Source organism: Bradyrhizobium liaoningense, from assembly GCF_018130955.1.
Lineage (GTDB): Bacteria > Pseudomonadota > Alphaproteobacteria > Rhizobiales > Xanthobacteraceae > Bradyrhizobium > Bradyrhizobium liaoningense_C.
The window spans coordinates 99936-118169 of record NZ_JAFCJM010000013.1; the positions used below are offsets into that span (position 1 = coordinate 99936).

The window sequence follows — 18234 nt, forward strand, 5'->3', positions numbered from 1 at the left end:
TGCAAGCGCGCCTTTGGGGGAAAATCATGCCGACGGCCACAGGACCTGACGGACGCAGCGAAACCTATTTCCCCCGCTGGACGCTGAAGACGACGGGCGTGATCATGCCCGATGAACGGCTACCCTGGGGCCAGACCCTGGTGTCGGGCTTGCAGCACGGCGTCGCCATGTCGGGTGCCACGATCATCGCGCCGCTGCTGATGGGGTTCGATCCCAACGTCGCCTTGCTGTTCTCCGGCATCGGGACGCTGATCTTCTTCGTGATCGTCGGCGGGCGCGTGCCGAGCTATCTCGGCTCGAGCTTCTCCTTCATCGCCGTGGTCATCGCCGTCACCGGCTATTCCGGGCAGGGGCCCAATCCGAACCTGCCCGTTGCGCTCGGCGGCATCGTCGCGGCCGGCGTGCTCTATGGAATCATCTCCCTGATCGTCATGCGGGCCGGGGTGGGATGGATCGAGCACCTGATGCCGCCGGTCGTGACGGGGGCGGTGGTCGGCGTCATCGGTCTCAACCTCGCGCCCGTCGCGGTCAAGGCGGTGAGCGGCAGCCAGTTCGACACCTGGATCGGGCTCGCCGTCGTGCTGATGATCGGCCTGGTCGCGGTGGCGGCGCGCGGCCTCTGGCGCAGGCTGCCGATCATCCTCGGCGCCGTCGGCGGCTATATCCTGTATCTGTTGCTCGCCAACGGTCTTGGCTGGGGCAAGCCGATCGATTTCGCGCCGCTCGCCGGGGCACCCTGGATCGGCCTGCCGAAATTCGAGACGCCGGTGTTTCGCGCCGACGCGATCATCTTGATCGCGCCGGTCGCTATCATCCTGGTTGCGGAGAACCTCGGCCACATCAAAGCCATCGGTGCCATGACGGGCAGGAGCCTCGACGGCCTGCTCGGCCGCGCTTTCCTCGGCGACAGCGTCGCCACAATCATATCTGCCTTCGGCGGCGGCACCGGCGTCACCACCTATGCCGAGAACATCGGCGTGATGGCGGCAACCAAAGTCTATTCGACGCTGCTGTTCGTCGTCGCAGCCTCTGCCTCGGTACTGCTGGGCTTCTCGCCAAAGTTCGGCGCGCTCATCCTGTCGATCCCGGGCGCCGTGCTCGGCGGCCTGTCGATCGTCGTGTTCGGATTGATCGCCGCCATGGCCGGCCGGATCTGGGTCGAGAACAAGGTCGACTTCTCCGATCCGCGCAACCTGATCACGGTCGCGGTGGCGCTCACCGCCGGCGCCGGCGACCTCACGTTCAAGTTCAGCGACTTTGCGATGGGCGGCATCGGCACCGCAACCTTCGGCGCCATCATCCTCTATCAGATCCTGCGCGCCGCCAACGCCAGGGACCAGGCCTAGCGCTGGATGATCTTTGTCCAGACGTCGCCGAGGATCGCGGGCTCGCGCGGCGGCAGGTAGGTCAGCCCCGCCTGCTTGCCGAACTCGGCGATCTTGCCCTCAGCGGCAAGCTCCGTCAGCGCCTTGTTCACGGCTTCGATCAGGGCCGGATCCGAGGCAAGCCCGACATAGCCGCGATTGGCGCCGATCGGATAGTAGTAGCCGGAGGCAGATATCGCGGTGTCGGGATGCGCGGCGCGGTGGGCGTCGAAGCGGCCGAGGTCAAGCAGCGTGGCGTCGAAGTCGCCGCGGTTGAGCGCACCGAGCAGATCGTCGCGGCCGGGCACCAGATGCGTGATGCCATCGATCAGCCGGCCCTTGTCGAAGGTCATGAGGATGGCATCGCCCAGCGATCCGCTTTCGATCGCGAGCCGCAGGCCCGCGAGGTCGCCGATCTCGTTGATCTTGCGGTCGTGCGCTTTGGGCCCGAGCACCACCGTCATCGGCGAATAGACGTAAGGCTTGCTCGGCACCAGCACGCCGAGTTCGACGCGGCGGCGCCGGTCCTCGCGCGTCGCGCCCTCGAAATCGGGCATCCGCGCCGTCTTCATGCCGGGCACGACCAGCGAATCCTTCGTCAGCGCATAGCCGCCGACCAGCGAACAGCGCCCGTCGGACAACAGCGCATTGGCTTCGAGTTGAGGGCTCGCTTCCTCGTCCAGCTTGGTCTCGAACCATTGAATCTTCAGAGGCCGGCCAAGCTTGTCCGCAATCGCCTGCGCCAACGCCACGTCGAAGCCCGCGTCGGGCTTGCCCTTCCGATGCGCTGACAGCGGCGGGCGATCCTCATCGAGGCAGACTCTGAGCGGCGGCGCATCCGACGCAAGAGCGGCGCCCGCGATCATGGAGAAGAGACCCGAAAGCACCCAGGCTGAGAACCAACCTCTCATGGCCGTCTCCGGCTCGAGACGAAGGCCCAGAGGTTGGTGATCTCGTCTTCGCTCAAAATGTCGGCCCAGGGCGGCATCTTGTTGTTCTTGCCCTGCTTGACCGTGGTGACGAAGCGCGTCTTGTCGTCGGGGAAGGCGCGCAAGTCCGGCGTGATGGTGCCGGAATTCATCATGTTGGGCCCGTGGCAGTGCGAGCACTTCTCGGCATAGGTGGTCTTGCCGTGGTCGATCTGCGCTTGGACCGGATTCTGGACCGGATTGCCGTTCTGTTCGTCCGCGGCACGGACGGTCGCCAAAGGCGCGACCGCCAGCACCGCGACGGCGGCGAGGATCGCCGCCGTCTTGCCAATGACTTCTTTCAGCACGTCTGACCCTGGGTTACTGCTTGACCGCGAAAACCCAGAGCGAGCCGCCGGGCGGCACCTTGGCGAGCCGCTCGTCTCCGGAGAACAGCGAGTAGACGCCGCCATAGCCGCTTGTCACGGCCACGTACTGCACGCCGTCCTGTTGCCAGGTCACCGGTTGTCCCTCGATGCCCGAGCCGGTCTGGAACTGCCAGAGCTTCTTGCCGGTGTCGGCATCGAACGCCTCGAACTCGCCGGTGAGTTGACCCGAGAACACGACGCCGCCGGCGGTCGACAGCACGCCCGAGAAGCGCGGAATGTCGCTCGGCTGTTCCCACTTCGACTTGCCGGTCATGGGGTCGATGGCCTTGAGGTGGCCGCGCGGTCCGTCGTCGAACTGCCACGGATCGGTCAGGTCCATGCCGAGATACCATTCACCCTGCTTGAAGGTGACGGGCTCGGCCTTGTACTTGCCGCCGAAGTTGAGCGTGTTGGCGTAGGCCAGCCCAGTCTGCGGGTTGAAGGACATCGGCTCCCAGTTCTTGCCGCCGAGGATCGACGGATAGACCGTGACCTTCTTGCCTTCGCGCGCGTCCTTGCTGACGTCAGTCTCGATCGGACGGCCGGTCTTCATGTCGATGCCGGTGGCCCAGTTAACCTTCACGTAAGGATTGGCCGCGAGCAGCTTCCCGTTGGTGCGATCGAGCACATAGAAGAAGCCGTTGCGGTTGGCATCCATCAGCACCTTGGTCGGCTTGCCCTCCACGTTCATGTCGGCGAGGACCATTTCGGCGACCGAGTCATAGTCGAATGGGTTGTTCGGCGAGAACTGGTAGTGCCACTTGATCTTGCCGCTCTTCGGATCCATCGCGATCACGGAGCAGGTGTAGAGGTTGTCGCCCGGACGCACCGCCGAATTGAACGGGCCCGGGTTGCCGATGCCCCAATAGACCGTGTTCAGCTCCGGATCGTACGACCCGGTGATCCAGGTCGAACCGCCGCCGAGCTTCCAGGTGTCGCCCTTCCAGGTGTCGCCGCCCGGCTCGTCTGGGGTGGGGATCGAGTGGGTCCGCCACAGATGCTTGCCCGTCGCCGGATCCCAGCCGTCGATGAAGCCGCGGGTGCCGAATTCGGCGCCGGAGATGCCGGTGATGACGACGCCGTCCGCGACAAGCGGCGCGACCGTCATCGAGTAGCCCTCCTTGATGTCGGCGGCCTTTTGACGCCACAGCTCCTTGCCGGTCTTGGCATCGAGCGCGATCACGTTGGCGTCGAGCGTGGTGCGGAACACCTTGCCGTCGAACAGCGCGGCGCCGCGATTGATGATGCCGCAGCAGACGATGCGCGGCGTCTCGGCGGGATATTCGACCTTGGTCTTCCAGATCTGCTTGCCGGTCTTGGCGTCGACCGCCATCGTCGCGTTATGGGACGTCACGTAGATCACGCCCTGGTAGACCAGCGGCTGCGATTCTTCGCTGCGATCGTCGTTGAAGCTGTAGTTCCAGACCGGAACGAGATTCTTGACGGTGTCCTTGTTGATCTGATTCAGCGTGGAGAAGCGCTGAAGATTGTAGCCCATGCCGTAGTTGAGCACGTTCGACGTGTCGGTCGCGCCCTTATTGAGTTGTTCGGTGGTTTGGGCGCTGACGCCCTGAGATGCAAGTATGACGAGGCTCGCGGCCATCGCAAAGCGTTTCATCCGTTCCTCCCAATATGCGCGCCTTTTGACGCTGCGGTTGCAACACTCCGCTGGAATGCAAAACCCGTCAATACGAAAGTCTAAACGTGCGTGCTGATTTGTTGGACGTCGAATGTCCCGTCGCTCGGCCACCGGTTACGTCGAGGAAACCGACGCACGCGACATGGCCGCGCTGTCAAATTCCGCCGCGTGAAGATTGCTGCAATTGCGTTGTCAGCAACATGAACGTCCCGCACTGCGGACACGCAGTTTTCGGAAAATGCGCGCAATGGATGATGCGCGGAGCGGTTGTAGGCCGGTCGGATATCGAACAAGGTGTGCCGTTCCCATCCGTCGGATCTTGCACGGCAAACCGTTCGGCCTAGATTCGCGAACCTTAGTTCCGTTGGCGATTTATGGAAGTGCTTCGATCCCGACTAGTCTCAAGGAGGTTGTGATGATCTCGCGCCGATCCGTTGCCTTCGTCATCTCGCTCGCACTCGCCGTTCCCCTGCTTTGCGCGCCGGCTCACGCGGCGCCGCGCAACGCCATCAAGATGTTCGACACCGACAATGACGGCACGCTCGATCTCGCCGAGGTGAAGAAGGCCGCATCGGCCCTGTTCGCAAAGCTCGATCCGGATCGCGACGGCACGCTCGATGCGCGCGAATTGCGCGGCCGCCTGACGGCCAAGGAGCTTGCCGCCGCCGATCCCGACAAGGACGGCACGCTCACGCTCGATGAATATCTCGCCGTCGTCGAGCAGCGCTTCAACGCCGCGAATCCCGACAAGGATGGAACGCTTGATGCGAAGGAGCTGAAGTCGCGCGCAGGCCAGGCGCTGTTAAGGTTGTTGAAGTGATTGTGCGTCGCGTTTGACCGAGAGCGAACACGTTTTGCCCGAGAGTGAAATAGAGCCGCGAAGAATTGACGCGAGAGCCGTTCGACCGCTGATTCCAGGCTTGCGCTGTGCGTCACGCAGCCCTAGGTTTCGCCGGGCGCGATGTCGCGCTCAATAGAGACTTGGGAGACCCCGTATGTCTTGGAAAGCTCCGAAGATCGTGGAAGTGCCGGTGGGCATGGAAATCAACATGTACGCCTGCGCTGCGCGCAAGTAAGAACGTGCCTTGAGACCTGCTGCGGCTTCAATGGCGAAAGCTGTTGAAGCCGCGGCAGTGTCTAGCCATTCGAATTGATCGCGGCATTCCTCCACGTCATGTCGACGCCGAGTTACAATTGAGCGGACATCGGCGATCGCGATCCAAAATCTCAACCCTCCATTCCTGCACTGTGTTACGCTGCCGCTTGGTCAGTGCTGTTGCCGCGTCCGTTGCGGCGCGCGCTTGGGAGCGGGAATGCAGGGACGGGGATTCGGCTTCGGCATCGTGATCGCGTGCGGCGTCGCGCTGGCGCCATCTTGCGCGCCGGCCGACGAGCGCGACGGCGGTTTCGACACCGAGCACATTTTCGGCTTCATGATCGGCACCGACGTCGGCAATGTCGGCGAGCGCGAATTCCAGAGCCAGACCACGGGCCGCTTCGGCAAGAATGGCGGCACCTATCGCGCCGTCGGGCAGGAAATGGAAATCGAGCTCGTGCCAGTGCCGAACTTCCGGATCGAGGCCGGCGCGAGCGCCACGGCGCATGACATCCGGGGCGTTCCCGACATCGACGACCGCCGCCAGTTGAACTTCCAGGGTTTTTCGCTCGACCTGCGCTACCGCCTGCTCGACCGCGCGGCTGCGCCGTTCGGCATGACCATTGCCGCCGAATTCCACGGCGACCGCATCGACGAGACAACGGCAGCGAAGGGGCGGAGCTACGGCACCGATTTCACGCTGGCTTTCGACCGTGAGCTCGTTCCGAACTACGTCATCAGCGCACTCAACCTGTTCTATCAACCGGAGTGGAGCCGCTTCGAGGCGACCGGTCTGTCGGAAAAGAGCTCGACCGTTGGTGCGGCTTTCGCCGGCATGGTGCGGGTCCGTCCCGACATCCTGCTCGGCGCCGAGGCGCGCTACTTCCGGCAGTATGAGGGCATCGGGCTTGGCGAGTTTGCGGGCCAGGCCCTGTTCGTCGGTCCCACCGCCTATTTCCAGCTCTCCGAACGCTCGCGCCTGACGCTGAGCTGGAGCATGCAGGCCTGGGGCCGCCCGGCCGGCTCCGGTGCCAATCTCGACCTCGTCAATTTCGAACGCCACCAGGCGCGCGTGGTGTTCGGCGTCAATTTCTAGCCGGTTAGCCTCGGTTCCCGGCGCGTTCTCACGGCGTCTTGAAACTTCCGGCTGCTCGCCGCGTAAGCCTTTTATGTTATCTCTTCACTGCAGTTCCAGGAATTTGGCCCATGAATCCGATTGACCTGATTGTGACCGTCTGCGCTGTGCTCTCGCCTGCGACCTGCGAGGAGCAGCATCTGGTGTTCAACTTTGCGGGCTCGCCGCGGCAGTGCGTGATGGCGGCGCCGCCCTACATCGCGCAATGGGTCGGAGAGCATCCGAAGTGGCAGGCGGTCCGCTGGCGCTGCGAATATCCGCACCCGAACGACAAGGCGTAAGGCGCACCGCGCTATTTCTTGCAGTCCTTCAAATCCTTGTCGGCGATCGAGAACACCGCATCGGCCTTGATCTCGATGTCGCGCACCATGCACTGGCGCCCGTTGGGATAGCCGACCTTGGCATCGTAGCGGCCGGGCTCGACGCCGGTGATGCGCAGCCGCTCGTCGTGGTCGACCTCCTTGTCCTTGTCGTTCAGGGTCTGGTTCGCTCCCCAGTCGGTCTTGCCCGCCGGCGAGAGCTGGAAGCCGGAAATGGTTTCCGAGGTCAGGTTCCAGAGCCTTATGCCCTTGCCCTTGGTTTGCGCGGCCGCTTCGCCCGCAAATGCCACCGCCACGATCAAAGCCAGACACCAGCGCATCAAGTAAGTCCTCCCAAAGCTGCGCCATCACTTCGTGATGAGGCGCTCGCGGTTCTTTGCCTTGTCGAAATTTTTGGCGCGGTCAAGGCCGACCGGGTCGATCAGTTTCGTCGAGACGAGGTCAGCGCCGTCGAAATCGGCCTCAGTGACCGTTGCGCCGGTCAGATCAGCCCCGCCGAGCTGCGCATTCTTCAGCGAGGCACCGCTCAGGTCGGCCGCCCTGAGCACCGCGAATTCGAGATCGACGCGCGACAGATCGGCATTGCGCGCGTTCAGCCGCTCCAGATTGGTGGACCGCAGCACGGCGCGCATCAGGCCCATCGATTGGTTGCGCATGTCGGCGCCGAGGCTGGCGCCCGCGATCGATGCGCCGGCGAGGCTCGCGCCGGTGAGGTCGGCGGCGATGCGCGCCCCGCTCAGGTCGGCGCCGTCGAGCCGCGCGCGGGCCATTTGCGAGGCGAACAGATTGGCGCCCTTCAGGCTCGCGCCGGTGAGATCGGCGTCCAGCAGCCAGGCCTGATCGAGGACCGCACGATCGAGTTTTGCGCCCGCAAGCTTCGTCTTGTTGAGCCGTGCTGCGCGAAAGACCGCGTTGGACAGATCGAGCCCGGAGAGGTCGAGGCCCGAGAGGCGCTTGCCGGTGAAATCGGCCGGCGCGGCGGCGGTTGCCTTGGCGATGATGGCCTCGACGTCCTGCCGGCTCATTTCGGCCGAAACCATCGCAGGCGAGGTGAGGTCGACGTCGCGCATCATGTCCTGCGCGCTCACAGCGTACGCGGCGAGTGCGAAGCCAAGGGTTGCTAGGCTGATCGTTCGCATCATCGAACACTCCGCCGCCGGCCTGTCTAGCACGCGCGCGCAGCCAATGCCTATGAGACATCCCGCGCGGCGTGCGCGCCTTGTGTCCGCCGCGCCAGACCGGCCTTGATCGCGGCAATTTCGGCGTCGCCACGCGCCGCGCGCGGCACGGTGATCGGCACCTCGGCCAGAATACGCGCCGGGCGCGGCGACAGGAAGAACAGGCGGTCGCCGAGACGCACCGCGTCGTCCAGGCTGTGGGTGACCAGCAGCGTCAGCACCGGCCGGCTCGCAACCAGCGTCGCGATCTCCTCGCGCAGGCGCGCGGCGAGCGCGTCGTCGAGCGAGGCCAGGGGTTCGTCAAGCACCAGAATGTCCGGCTCGACGGCGAAGGCGCGGGCCAGCGCCACACGGCGGGCGAGCCCAAGCGAGAGCTCGCCGGGAAAGTGGCTGCGATGCGCCTCCAGCTCCAGAATCTTGAACAGCTCCGCCAGTTTTGCGTCGCTGGCATCGGGCGCCGCCAGCCGCACGTTCTGCTCGACCGAACGCCAGGGCAACAGCCGCGGCTCCTGGAACACCATGCCGATCCGCGCGTCTGGCGGGCGCACCACCGCGCCTTCAAAATCCGGATCGAGCCCGAGGATGATCCGCAGCATCGTGCTTTTGCCGCATCCGGAGGGACCGACAAGCACGCCGACCTCTCCGCTCACAAGCGAGAGCTTGATCGGTGCAAGCACGTCCTGCGTGTCGCCCGCCGCGTTCTTGAACGCCTTGCCGGTGATGTCGACTTCAAGCCGCACGGGGCCGCCACCTTGTTGCGCGGGCCTCGAACGGCTGCACCAGTGCCGTTTCGATCACGAGCACGACCGCTGCGAAGGTCAGGGAGTAGGCGAGCAGCCGCGGCGTGTCGAAGAGCTGGAAGGCGACGCCGATCTCGAAGCCGACCCCGTTCGGGCGTCCCAAGAGTTCGGCGACCAGCACGATCTTCCACACCAGCGACAGACCGGAGCGCGCGGCGGCCGCGATATAGGGCGCAAGCTGCGGCAGCACGACATGGCGGAAGGCGCGCCAGCGGGGTATCGCGAATACGGTTGCCATCTCGTCGAGCGCGCTGTCGAGCGCTCGGGTGCCCTCGCGCAAGGTGACGACAGCGGTCGGCAGCTTGTTGATGGCGATCGCGGCGATCGCCGCGGCTTCGGTCAATCCGGCCCAGATATAGGCGAGCACGATCACGACCAGCGCCGGCAGGTTGAGCAGCAGGATCAGCCAGGGATCGCCGAGCCGGTCGGCGAGCCTGTTCCGTCCCATCAGATAGCCGATGGCGCTGCCGAGCGACATCGCCAGCACGAAGGCGAGGATGACGCGCGCCAGCGTCGCGCCGAGATGCAGAAACAGCGCGCCGGACGCGGCCTCCGCCAGCATTACATTCAGCACGGCCGGTGGTGACGGCAGTTTTGCGCCGCCGACGAACAGCGCGGCGATCCACCAGATCGCCAGGAACAGGGCAAACGAGAGGAGACGCAGCACCTCAGTCTCCGGGCGCGGCACGATAGAAGGTGCCGGGATCGAGCTCCGCCGCCGGCCCGACCAGGTCGCGGCCGCCGATCTCGGCGAGCACGCGATAGAGCACGCGCGCGTCGGCCTCCTCGTCGGCGATCGTCCGGCGCGGAATGCCCTCGCGATAGCGGGTGCGATAGGTCTGCAGCACCGCCGGATCGGCGGTGCCGGTCAGCGGCGCGATCTTGTCCCACGCGGTATCGGATGTTGCGAGCAGCTCCTTGGCCTTGCGCGTCATCGCGATGAAGCGCGCCACGACGTCGCGGTTCTTGGCCGCCCAGTCCTCGTCGAAGACGTAGCCGACCGCGGCCACCGCCCCCTTGGCGCCGAGCTTTGGCATGATGTCCTCGATGCCGGCGACGCGGCGAAAACCCTTGGCCTCGAGCTGGGCGCAGAAATTCCAGAAATTGAGGCTCGCATCCATTTCGCCGTCCAGCGCCTTGGCGGCGAGCAGAGGCGGGGCGCCATAGACGATGGTCGCCTCCGATTTCAAGTCGATGCCATCCTGCTTCATCCGCGCCTGCAGCAATAGCCAGCTCTTGTCGATCGCTCCGCCGGCGACGGCGAGCTTGCGGCCCTTGAGGTCACTGAGCGTCTTGATCGGGGAATTGGCCGGCACCATCACGGCGCCGAGTGCGCTGGAATAGGGATAGAAGGTCAGCTTGGCGCCGAGCGCGCGCTCGCGCGACACCCACAGCCAGTCCGACAGCATGACGTCGGCACTGCCGGCGCGCATCGCGATCTTGCCGGCCTCGGTGCTCGCAAGCTCCGTGACCTCGAGCGACAAATTGGCCGCCTTGTCCAGCCCGTTCTCGCGGATCGCGGCAAGCTCCCAGGAGAATGTTCCGGTTTTCTGCACCGCAAGGCGGATCGTCTCCGCGCCGCAGGGCAGCGCGAACAGCGATAACGCGAGCGCGATCGATGCCGTCAATGTGCGAGCAAGATGTCCCATTACCCTTTGCGCCGTTCCCTCGAAGCTGTTCTTGTCGTCACCATACGCATAGCATAGTTTCCGTCGCAACCAGCGGGAGGACGGCCATGATCTCGGCATTGCAGCTACGACCGATTGTCGCCGCATTGGCTGTCTTGGCCGCGACAGCGGTCCCGGTGCGGGCCGACGAGGCCAATGATTATCCGACCGCGGCGCGGGCCGAATACGTCTATGGTTGTATGAAGGCCAACGGTGAATCCCGGCAGTCGATCGAGCAATGTTCCTGCTCCATCGACGTTGTTGCCTCGATCGTGCCCTATGAGCGCTACGTTACCGCTGAAACCGCACTCAGCATGTCGCAGGTACGCGGAAACCTCGGCGTCCAGTTCCGCACCTCCGAGCAGGCGAATACCGCCGTGAACGATCTCCGCCGCGCGCAGGCCGAGGCCGAGGTGCGGTGTTTTTGATTACTTTCTTCCTTCTCCCCTTGTGGGAGAAGGTGGCGCGAAGCGCCGGATGAGGGGTCTCTATCGGCGAATTTCGGTGCGAGAGGAGTGTGCTGAAGCAGACCCCTCACCCGTCTCGCCGCTACGCGGCGAGCCACCCTCTTCCACAGGGGGAGAGGGAAAGCAGCGCACGCGTCGATCACGTCCCTGGCTTCTCGATCGCCCACTCGCTCCGGAACACATGTCCATCCGTATCCTTTGCCTCCGCGCGGAAATATTTTGCGCCGTTGGAGACGTAGGTGAAGCGGAGATTGGGATCCTCCGAGATCGAGATGCCGCCTTCCATGGCAAGCACGGGGCTGTCGTCCTGGGTCAGCCGCAACTGGTTGACGAAGAAGGCCGGGATATAGAGCTGCGTCACCTGGTCCATCTGCAGCCCGGAATTGTTGGGATGGCCGACCATGATCTGGGCCTCGCGGATCCGGCTTGCCGGCGCTTCGTCCGCGCGTGCGAATTGCCGGTAACGCATCTGGCCGAGCCGGTTTTTTGCCTCTTCGGCATTCTTGCCCGCCGGCGCCGAGCAACCGCCGGAGGCCTTCACATAAGTCTTGCTGACATAGAGCTGGCCGTCGCTGAGCTCGGCCACCGCGTGGACGTCGGTATAATTGTTGACCCGCACGCGCGTGGAAATCTCCGTGACATTGGCATCCGGCCCGAGCTCGAATTTGGCCGCCATCGGCGCCGGGTTGCGATCGATCACCAGCGTGATCGCGCGCACGCGGCGCGAGTCTCCAGGCGAAAGCTTCGTGCGCAGCGTGACCGGCACGATCGCGGCATCCTCGGCGCGATACGGCATCTCGATGCCGATGATCTCGCTGCCGTCGTTCATCGGACGGTTGCCAAAAATGTCCTGAACGAGTCCGGGCCAGGGATCATAGGCCTCGTCGGCGCGCGCGGGCATCGCCAGCGCAAGGCCCAACAGTGTGGCCACAAGGGGAAGGCGCAGCGAATGTCCAATCATGATCGCAGTCTCGCGCGGACGAAGCAGACGGCAGCGTAGCGTGACCGTTACTCCCATTCAATTTCCGAAAATGCTGCGGTTGCGTTGCGGGCGTTGTAGTCATCGAACAATTGCCAGTGCGACCGCTCCGACGAGCCGGCCTTGTCCGCAGCCACCTTGATCGGCGCGCCCTTCTCGTTGAGCGCGCGGACGTCGGCGAGCAAGGTTTCGAGATAGCGCCGTTCATCGGCCAGGCTAGCCGGAAAATCGCTCACGGGACCGTGACCGGGAACCACGCGGCGCGCGGGCAGGGTGCCGAGATCGGCGAGCACCTTCAGCCAGCCGCGAAGGCTGCCGTCCATCACGGGGATATGACCGAGGAAGACGAGATCGCCGCCAAACAGCGTCCCCGTGGTCGCGTCCAGCACCGTCAGGTCGTTGTCGCTGTGCGCGGCGGGCCATGCCCGCAGGATGAGGCTGCGCGATCCCAGATCGAGCGTCACGCTGTCGGTGACGAGCAGCGTCGGCGGCACGATCTTGACGGGATCGATCAGCGCTTCGCCCATGATCCGGCGGAAATTGTCCAGATAGAACGGCCCGCGTGTGGCCAGCGCGGCCGGCAGCTTGCTGTGTCCGACGAAGATCGTGCCTCGGCCGGCAAAGGCTGCGTTGCCAAAAACATGGTCGGGATGGCCGTGGGTGTTGATGACATAGCGGATCGGCTTGTCGGTCCGCGCCCGCACGGCGGCCAGCAGCGCCTCGCCCTCGCGTAAACTGCCGCCGGTATCGATGACGGCGACGGCGCTGTCGCCGACGATGAAGCCGACATTGGCGATGGCCCCTTCATTCTCGCGGGTCATCAGTTGAATTGACCCAGCGTGCACGAAGATTCCCGGGGCTACTTCGCTCACAGGCAATTCGCTCGCCTTGGCGCATGCTAGCGTCGCGAGCCCCAGCAGGGTGATGCCAGTGATTTTTGAAGCGAGATGGGCCACTTTTCCGCCTCAGTTCCTCAATTCGCGGCATTGCACTGCAGCAACGCGAAGCCAACACCAAGCTTGGCAAACCATGGATGCAGGCTCACATCCGTGGATAGCATTCAATGGAATTGAGGAGGAAGCACGATGACGGAGGCCGGACGACATCGTCGCTGGTTGTTCTTGCTGTTGGTGACGGTGACCGCATTCGTCGCTGATGATGTCGCGCGCGGGCAGACCAGCGACACCGGCGATCTCTCCTTCGAGCTCGTCGATCCCAAGGTGCTGCGCGTCTGCGCCGATCCGCGCAACCTGCCTTTCTCCAACGAAAAGAGCGAAGGCTTTGAGAACAAGCTCGCGGAATTTCTCGCGGAAAAACTTCAGAAGAAGCTCGATTACGTGTTCTTCCCGCAGGCGACCGGCTTCGTGCGCATGACGCTCGGCGCGCATCGTTGCGACGTCATCATGGGATTTCCGCAAGGCGACGACCTCGTGCAGGGCACCAATCCCTATTACCGCACGTCCTACGCGCTGGTCGCCAAGCCCGGCAGTGGCCTCGAGGACGTCGACACGCTGGAGGATGCGCGGCTCAAGGGCAAGCATATCGGCATTGTCGCCGGCACCCCGCCGGCGACTAACATGGCGCTGGCGGGCTTGATGGGCGACGCAAAACCCTATCCGCTGATGATCGACACGCGTTTTGACAATTCAGCGGACGCGATGATCAAGGATCTCGTCGCCGGCACGATCGATGCCGGCGTGCTGTGGGGGCCGATGGCCGGCTACTACGCCAAGAAGCAGGAACAGCCGCTGCACGTCACGCCGCTGGTCAAGGAGACCAGCGGACCGAAGCTGATCTACCGCATCGGCATGGGTGTGCGTCCCGCGGACCAGAACTGGAAGCGGCAGCTCAACCGTTTGATCCAGGAGAATCAAGGCGCGATCAACAAGATCCTGCTCGAATACGGCGTGCCGCTGCTCGACGAGAAGGACCAGCCGATCGGTGCTGAGACCGCCGGGAAGGCGCCATGAGACGATAGGATGAGGCGACATCTTGCCGCTGTGCTCGTAGCCGCCGCGCTCGCTGTGCCGGCGATGGCGCAGCAGCAGGAGCCGTTCGAGCCGGAGGGCTATCGCACCGACAATTACCGCGCGCCGGTGCCGGCGACGCTGGAAGGCGCGCGCGTGCTGACCACGGCGGAGGCGGAGACCATCTGGCGCGAGAAGGGCGGCGCGTTCATCGACGTGATGCCGCGCCCGCCGAAACCAAAGAACCTGCCCGCCGGCACGGTCTGGCGCGATGCGCCGCGCTTCGACATTCCCGGCAGCATCTGGCTGCCCGATACCGGCTACGGCACGCTGCCGCCGGCGATGGACGATTATTTTCGTCGCGGCCTCGAGCGTGCCTCGCGCGGCAGCAAGTCGGCGCTTCTGGTGATCTACTGCCTCGCCGATTGCTGGATGTCGTGGAACGCCGCCAAGCGTGCGCTGGCCTATGGCTATGCCAACGTCGCCTGGTATCCCGACGGCACCGACGGCTGGGAGCGCGCCAAGTTGATGACGGCAGAGGCGCAGCCCGAGCCGCGGCCGGATTAGGCCATTACATGATCGGCGGTCGCATGATCAGCCGTCACTTGGCCTTCTGCAGCTTGGTGATGGTCTTCGTGCCGCCGGCCTCGGTGGCGGAGTAGCTCACGCGGTCGCCGACGTGAACGGGTTCCAGCATGCCGGCGTCCTTGGCCTTGAACTCCTGCACCGCGCCGCCGCCGCTCGCGCCGACCGTGCCGCTCTGCATCTGCTGGATCGAGATGGTGCTGTTGAGCCGGTCGATCCTCGTGACCATGCCGGTCATGTCGTCAGCGGCGAATGCGCTGGATGCAAGCATCCCCATGGCGGCAGCGCCTGCGAAGATCAATTGTCTGGTTCCCATCGAGGCCTCCCGACATCTAGGATTCACTTCGACAAGACATCCTAGATCGATTTGGTTCCGGCAGATAGCGCCGGCCAAGGATAACGACTGCGATGGGATGGCGGGAACTTGTCCGGGAGCCGTCAGCGAGGCTGACGCTATTCCATTTCCTGCTGGATCACGCGTCCGAGCGCGAACAGGCGCTGGTCGATCGCGGTCGGCACCTCGCAGACGAATCGCACCACCTTGTGGCGGTCCTCGAAAATGCGGGTCTTCCAGATCAGGTCGTTGCTAAGGGCCTCGACCTTGGCCTCATCGCGCGGTGTTGTGCCCTGGAGCGCCTGAAGCTGAAGCGTCTCCTCGCGGATCTTGTCGGCGGCCTCGCGCTGCTTGCGGCTGACTCGTTCAAGCCCGTTCATGACCTGGGAGCGCTGGGCGTTGAGCGTGTCGAACAGGCCGGCGAACAGCAACTTGGCATTGGCCGTCTTGTCGGTAGCAGAGGCGGCCAGAAAGTCTTTCACTGACTTCTCCGCCTCGTCGATCGGCGTCTTGCGCGCCGATAGCTTTGAGACCAATGCGCTGACCTTGGCGTCGTCCTTCCAGCTGTTCTGCACGTCGTCGAGCGCCGGGCCCGCCCACACGGCGGCAAGCGAAATCTCGGGAACCTTGGCTTGCGTGCAGGGCCAGTCCGGATAGCGCGGATCGGCCGCGCGGCTGCCTCCGCTCGTCATTGCGAGCGCCAATGCGGCCGTGAGCAAAATCCGCAAGTTCATCCTTCGCCTCCCGCAGGGCCGCGCCGTGCCAGCCCGCGCGACGGATCATAGGCATAGATCGCGCCGATCATGAAGACGATTGTGCAGGTCGCGACCACCGCCAGCGAGATCCAGTTGACCTGCCCGTAGAACGCAAAGCGGATCAGCTCGACCGCATGCGTGAACGGATTGGCCTGGCAGAGGTAATAGAGGTAGGGGCTGCCTTCCTGCACCCGCCAGAGCGGGTAGAGGGCGGAGGAGGCGAAGAACATCGGAAAGATCACGAAGTTCATGACGCCGGCAAAGTTCTCGAGCTGCTTGATGCCGGAGGAGATCAACATTCCGAGCGAGCCCAGCATCAGCCCGGACAGGATCAGCGCCGGCAGGACGGTGAGGTAGCCGAACGGCGGCGGCGAAATGTCCCAGAACCAGGCGATCAGCAGGAATGCATAGACCTGCAGCAGCGAAACTGCGGTGCCGGCGAGCAGCTTGCAGAACAGCAGGAACCAGCGCGGCAGCGGGCTCACCAGCAGAGTGCGCATGTTGCCCATCTCGCGGTCATAGACCATTGAGAGCGAGGACTGCATGCCGTTGAAGAGCTGGATCATCGCCATCAGGCCCGGCGCGATATAGACCTCGTAGAGGATATAGGTCTCGTAGGGCGGGATGATGGAGATGCCGAGCACCTGGCGGAAGCCGGCGGCGAAGATGAACAGCCAGACCAGCGGGCGCACCAGCGCGGAGACGAAGCGCTCGCGCTGATGCAGGAAGCGCAGGCCCTCGCGCCAGACGATGCCGGCAAGGCACGTCATGTACTCCGACAGCGAGAAGCCGCGCGGGGCGTGATGGGCTCTAGAATCTTGGGCCGTGATGCTGCTCATGCGCCGCCTCCCGGCATGGTTTGCGCGCCTGTCAGGCGCATGAAGGCGGAATTAACGTCCTGCGCGCCGGCTTCGCTCAGCACGCGCGCGACGGCGCCTTTTGCCAGCACCTTGCCCTGGTGCAGCACCACGAGGTCGTCGCTGGCCGTGATCTCGTCGAAAAGATGCGTGGCCCAGAGCACGCCGATGCCCTGTTCGGAGACGAGCTGCCGGACATGACTGATGATGTCGGCGCGCGCCTTGACGTCGAGCCCGACGGTCGGCTCGTCCAAAAGCAGCAGGCGTGGCCGGTGCAGCAGCGCGCGCGCGATCTCGAGCCGCCGCATCTGCCCACCCGAGAGATCGCGCACCTTGCTAGCCGCGCGGTCGGTAAGCCCGATGCGGCCAAGCAGCTCAGCGGCGCGCGCAGCGGCCTCGCGGCGGCCGATGCCGTGCAGGGCGGCGTGATACAGCAGGTTCTGCGTCAGCGAGAGGTCGAGGTCGAGCGTCCGCTGCTGGAATACGACGCCGAGCAGCCGTAGCGCCTCGCCGGGCGCGCGGCTGATGTCGTGGCCGAAGATCGAAACGCGGCCGGACTGGATGCCGAACAGGCGCGTGATGAGCGAGAACAGCGTGCTCTTGCCGGCGCCGTTGAGCCCGAGTAGCGCCGTAAAACTCGCAGGCGCGACATTGAAGCTGACATCCATCAGCGCCCGGCGCGCTCCGTAGGAATGGCTGACGCCGTCGATCGACAGCGCCGCCACCGCGGCCGCATCCGATGCCGGTGCGGTCACGCGGGATTCAGTGATGGGCGCAGGTGTCGTCATGGCGCGATCGCAATACCCCAGGGCAGCTCGCCGACCTGGATGGTCTTGATCACCTTTTGGGCGGCGACGTCAATCACCGAGACGTCGTTGGAGACGCCGTTGGTGGTGAGGAGATATTTTTCGTCCGGCGTGAAGGCCAAGTGCCAGACCCGCTGACCGACCAGCAGGTACTTTGTCACCTTGCGCGTGGCGGTGTCGACGACCGCGATGCGGTTGGCGGGGCCGAGCGCGACGAAGGCGGTCTTGTCGTCTTTGGTCATGCCGATGCCGACCGGCTGGATCGCCTCTTTCCGCAGGCCCGGAATCTCGAAGGTGACCTTGCCGATCACCTCATGCTTCCTGGGGTCGATGATTGAGACCGTGCCGCCGATCTCGGAGGAAATCCACAGCTCCGAGCTGTCATGCTTGAACTCGGCAAAGCGCGGCCGGGCGTCGACCAGCACGTTGGCGACGATCTGGCGCGTGGCGGTGTCGATGAAATGCGCCATGTTGGTCGTTTCCGACGTGTTGATCAGGGTCTTGCCGTCGGGGCTGATGGTCATGCCCTCCGGCTCGACGCCGACCTGGATGTCGCCGAGGCGCACGCGCTTTTCGAGATCGATCACGGTGACCGTGTTGTCGTTCTCGTTGGCGACATAGAGCACCTTGCCGGCGGCATCCTGCGCGAATAGTTCAGGATCGGGCCCGGACGGCAGGCTGTCGACGATGGCCTGCGTCTTGGCGTCGATCACCTGAATGGTGTCGTCGTCGCCGACCGCGACCATCACGAACTTGCCGTCGCGCGTGAAATCGATGCCGCGCGGCCGCTGCCCAACTTTGATAGTCTTGACCACAGTCCAGCTCTCGGTGTCGATGACCGACACCGTGTTGCTCTTCTCGTTCGAGACATAGGCGATGAACGCGTGCGCGGGTGCGGCCGCAAGCATAGTTGCGGAGAGCAGGCCAACACGCCAGATGCGCGACATAC

Annotated in this window: 23 protein-coding genes; 8 read left to right on the plus strand and 15 right to left on the minus strand. The window is 64.5% G+C overall.

All coding sequences use genetic code 11. The annotated features are described in order from the left end of the window. Positions 1–26 precede the first annotated feature (26 nt). Positions 27–1346, plus strand: a complete 1320-nt coding sequence (locus JQ632_RS13620; protein WP_212402840.1) for a solute carrier family 23 protein — start codon at positions 27–29, stop codon at positions 1344–1346. Here the strand turns inward: JQ632_RS13620 and JQ632_RS13625 are convergent. From JQ632_RS13625 to JQ632_RS13635, 3 genes are read right to left on the minus strand one after another with little or no spacing between them, the layout of a single operon-like run. Then, a complete protein-coding gene (locus JQ632_RS13625) occupies positions 1343–2275 on the minus strand; it encodes an ABC transporter substrate-binding protein (protein ID WP_212402841.1) in 933 nt (310 codons plus the stop codon). The genes JQ632_RS13620 and JQ632_RS13625 overlap by 4 nt on opposite strands. Then, positions 2272–2640, minus strand: coding sequence for a cytochrome c (locus tag JQ632_RS13630; RefSeq protein ID WP_212402842.1), 369 nt, complete (start codon positions 2638–2640; stop codon positions 2272–2274). The genes JQ632_RS13625 and JQ632_RS13630 overlap by 4 nt, the downstream gene beginning before the upstream one ends. 13 nt (positions 2641–2653) lie before the next feature. Next, on the minus strand, positions 2654–4318 hold the full coding sequence (locus JQ632_RS13635; RefSeq protein WP_212402843.1) for a methanol/ethanol family PQQ-dependent dehydrogenase: 1665 nt from the start codon (positions 4316–4318) through the stop codon (positions 2654–2656). A gap of 436 nt (positions 4319–4754) precedes the next feature. Between JQ632_RS13635 and JQ632_RS13640 the strand changes: the two genes are divergently transcribed. The 4 genes from JQ632_RS13640 (at position 4755) to JQ632_RS13655 (ending at position 6851) form a co-directional block, all read left to right on the plus strand. Next, positions 4755–5159, plus strand: a complete 405-nt coding sequence (locus tag JQ632_RS13640) for an EF-hand domain-containing protein (RefSeq protein WP_212402844.1) — start codon at positions 4755–4757, stop codon at positions 5157–5159. Between the two features lie 175 nt (positions 5160–5334). Next, positions 5335–5415, plus strand: coding sequence for a pyrroloquinoline quinone precursor peptide PqqA (pqqA, locus tag JQ632_RS13645; protein WP_212402915.1), 81 nt, complete (start codon positions 5335–5337; stop codon positions 5413–5415). 237 nt (positions 5416–5652) lie between these two features. Beyond that, positions 5653–6531 carry a hypothetical protein gene (locus JQ632_RS13650; protein WP_212402845.1) on the plus strand — a complete coding sequence of 293 codons (879 nt, stop codon included), beginning with the start codon at positions 5653–5655 and terminating at the stop codon, positions 6529–6531. A 110-nt stretch (positions 6532–6641) separates the two neighbouring features. Beyond that, complete coding sequence (locus tag JQ632_RS13655) at positions 6642–6851, plus strand: hypothetical protein (RefSeq protein WP_212402846.1); 210 nt, start codon at positions 6642–6644, stop codon at positions 6849–6851. Positions 6852–6862: 11 nt separating this feature from the next. Here JQ632_RS13655 and JQ632_RS13660 read toward each other — a convergent pair whose 3' ends face one another. Genes JQ632_RS13660 through JQ632_RS13680 form a run of 5 tightly spaced genes read right to left on the minus strand, consistent with a single transcriptional unit; the run spans position 6863 to position 10517 of the window. Continuing rightward, positions 6863–7210: a hypothetical protein gene (locus JQ632_RS13660; protein ID WP_212402847.1), complete on the minus strand. Its 348-nt coding sequence runs from the start codon at positions 7208–7210 to the stop codon at positions 6863–6865. 27 nt (positions 7211–7237) lie between these two features. Beyond that, positions 7238–8032, minus strand: coding sequence for a pentapeptide repeat-containing protein (locus JQ632_RS13665; RefSeq protein WP_212402848.1), 795 nt, complete (start codon positions 8030–8032; stop codon positions 7238–7240). A gap of 47 nt (positions 8033–8079) precedes the next feature. Then, positions 8080–8808 (minus strand): ABC transporter ATP-binding protein, encoded by a 729-nt coding sequence (locus JQ632_RS13670; RefSeq protein WP_212402849.1) that lies wholly within the window; start codon positions 8806–8808, stop codon positions 8080–8082. Continuing rightward, positions 8798–9535, minus strand: coding sequence for an ABC transporter permease subunit (locus tag JQ632_RS13675; RefSeq protein WP_212402850.1), 738 nt, complete (start codon positions 9533–9535; stop codon positions 8798–8800). The genes JQ632_RS13670 and JQ632_RS13675 overlap by 11 nt, the downstream gene beginning before the upstream one ends. A 1-nt stretch (position 9536) precedes the next feature. Beyond that, on the minus strand, positions 9537–10517 hold the full coding sequence (locus JQ632_RS13680) for an ABC transporter substrate-binding protein (RefSeq protein ID WP_212402851.1): 981 nt from the start codon (positions 10515–10517) through the stop codon (positions 9537–9539). 86 nt (positions 10518–10603) lie between these two features. Between JQ632_RS13680 and JQ632_RS13685 the strand changes: the two genes are divergently transcribed. Then, positions 10604–10963, plus strand: a complete 360-nt coding sequence (locus tag JQ632_RS13685; protein WP_212402852.1) for a hypothetical protein — start codon at positions 10604–10606, stop codon at positions 10961–10963. 178 nt (positions 10964–11141) lie between these two features. Here the strand turns inward: JQ632_RS13685 and JQ632_RS13690 are convergent, their stop codons facing one another. Next, entirely contained in the window at positions 11142–11963 is an 822-nt protein-coding gene (locus JQ632_RS13690; protein ID WP_212402853.1) for a quinoprotein dehydrogenase-associated SoxYZ-like carrier, read from the minus strand. 47 nt (positions 11964–12010) lie between these two features. Beyond that, positions 12011–12937, minus strand: a complete 927-nt coding sequence (locus JQ632_RS13695) for a quinoprotein relay system zinc metallohydrolase 2 (RefSeq protein ID WP_212402854.1) — start codon at positions 12935–12937, stop codon at positions 12011–12013. Positions 12938–13066: 129 nt separating this feature from the next. On the opposite strand from JQ632_RS13695, the gene JQ632_RS13700 reads away from it, so the two are divergent. Next, complete coding sequence (locus JQ632_RS13700; protein ID WP_212402855.1) at positions 13067–13951, plus strand: substrate-binding domain-containing protein; 885 nt, start codon at positions 13067–13069, stop codon at positions 13949–13951. Between the two features lie 9 nt (positions 13952–13960). Continuing rightward, entirely contained in the window at positions 13961–14515 is a 555-nt protein-coding gene (locus tag JQ632_RS13705) for a PQQ-dependent catabolism-associated CXXCW motif protein (protein WP_212402856.1), read from the plus strand. Positions 14516–14549: 34 nt separating this feature from the next. Here JQ632_RS13705 and JQ632_RS13710 read toward each other — a convergent pair whose 3' ends face one another. The 5 genes from JQ632_RS13710 to JQ632_RS13730 all read right to left on the minus strand — a co-directional run bounded on the left by JQ632_RS13710 (position 14550) and on the right by JQ632_RS13730 (position 18232). Next, on the minus strand, positions 14550–14849 hold the full coding sequence (locus tag JQ632_RS13710) for a copper-binding protein (protein ID WP_212402857.1): 300 nt from the start codon (positions 14847–14849) through the stop codon (positions 14550–14552). Positions 14850–14986: 137 nt separating this feature from the next. Continuing rightward, positions 14987–15601 (minus strand): hypothetical protein, encoded by a 615-nt coding sequence (locus tag JQ632_RS13715; protein ID WP_212402858.1) that lies wholly within the window; start codon positions 15599–15601, stop codon positions 14987–14989. Further along, complete coding sequence (locus JQ632_RS13720; protein ID WP_212402859.1) at positions 15598–16461, minus strand: ABC transporter permease; 864 nt, start codon at positions 16459–16461, stop codon at positions 15598–15600. Before JQ632_RS13720 ends, JQ632_RS13715 begins: the two co-directional genes overlap by 4 nt. After that, positions 16458–17267 (minus strand): ABC transporter ATP-binding protein, encoded by an 810-nt coding sequence (locus JQ632_RS13725; RefSeq protein ID WP_212402860.1) that lies wholly within the window; start codon positions 17265–17267, stop codon positions 16458–16460. The genes JQ632_RS13720 and JQ632_RS13725 overlap by 4 nt, the downstream gene beginning before the upstream one ends. Continuing rightward, on the minus strand, positions 17264–18232 hold the full coding sequence (locus tag JQ632_RS13730) for a YVTN family beta-propeller repeat protein (RefSeq protein WP_212402861.1): 969 nt from the start codon (positions 18230–18232) through the stop codon (positions 17264–17266). Before JQ632_RS13730 ends, JQ632_RS13725 begins: the two co-directional genes overlap by 4 nt. Positions 18233–18234: the final 2 nt, after the last annotated feature.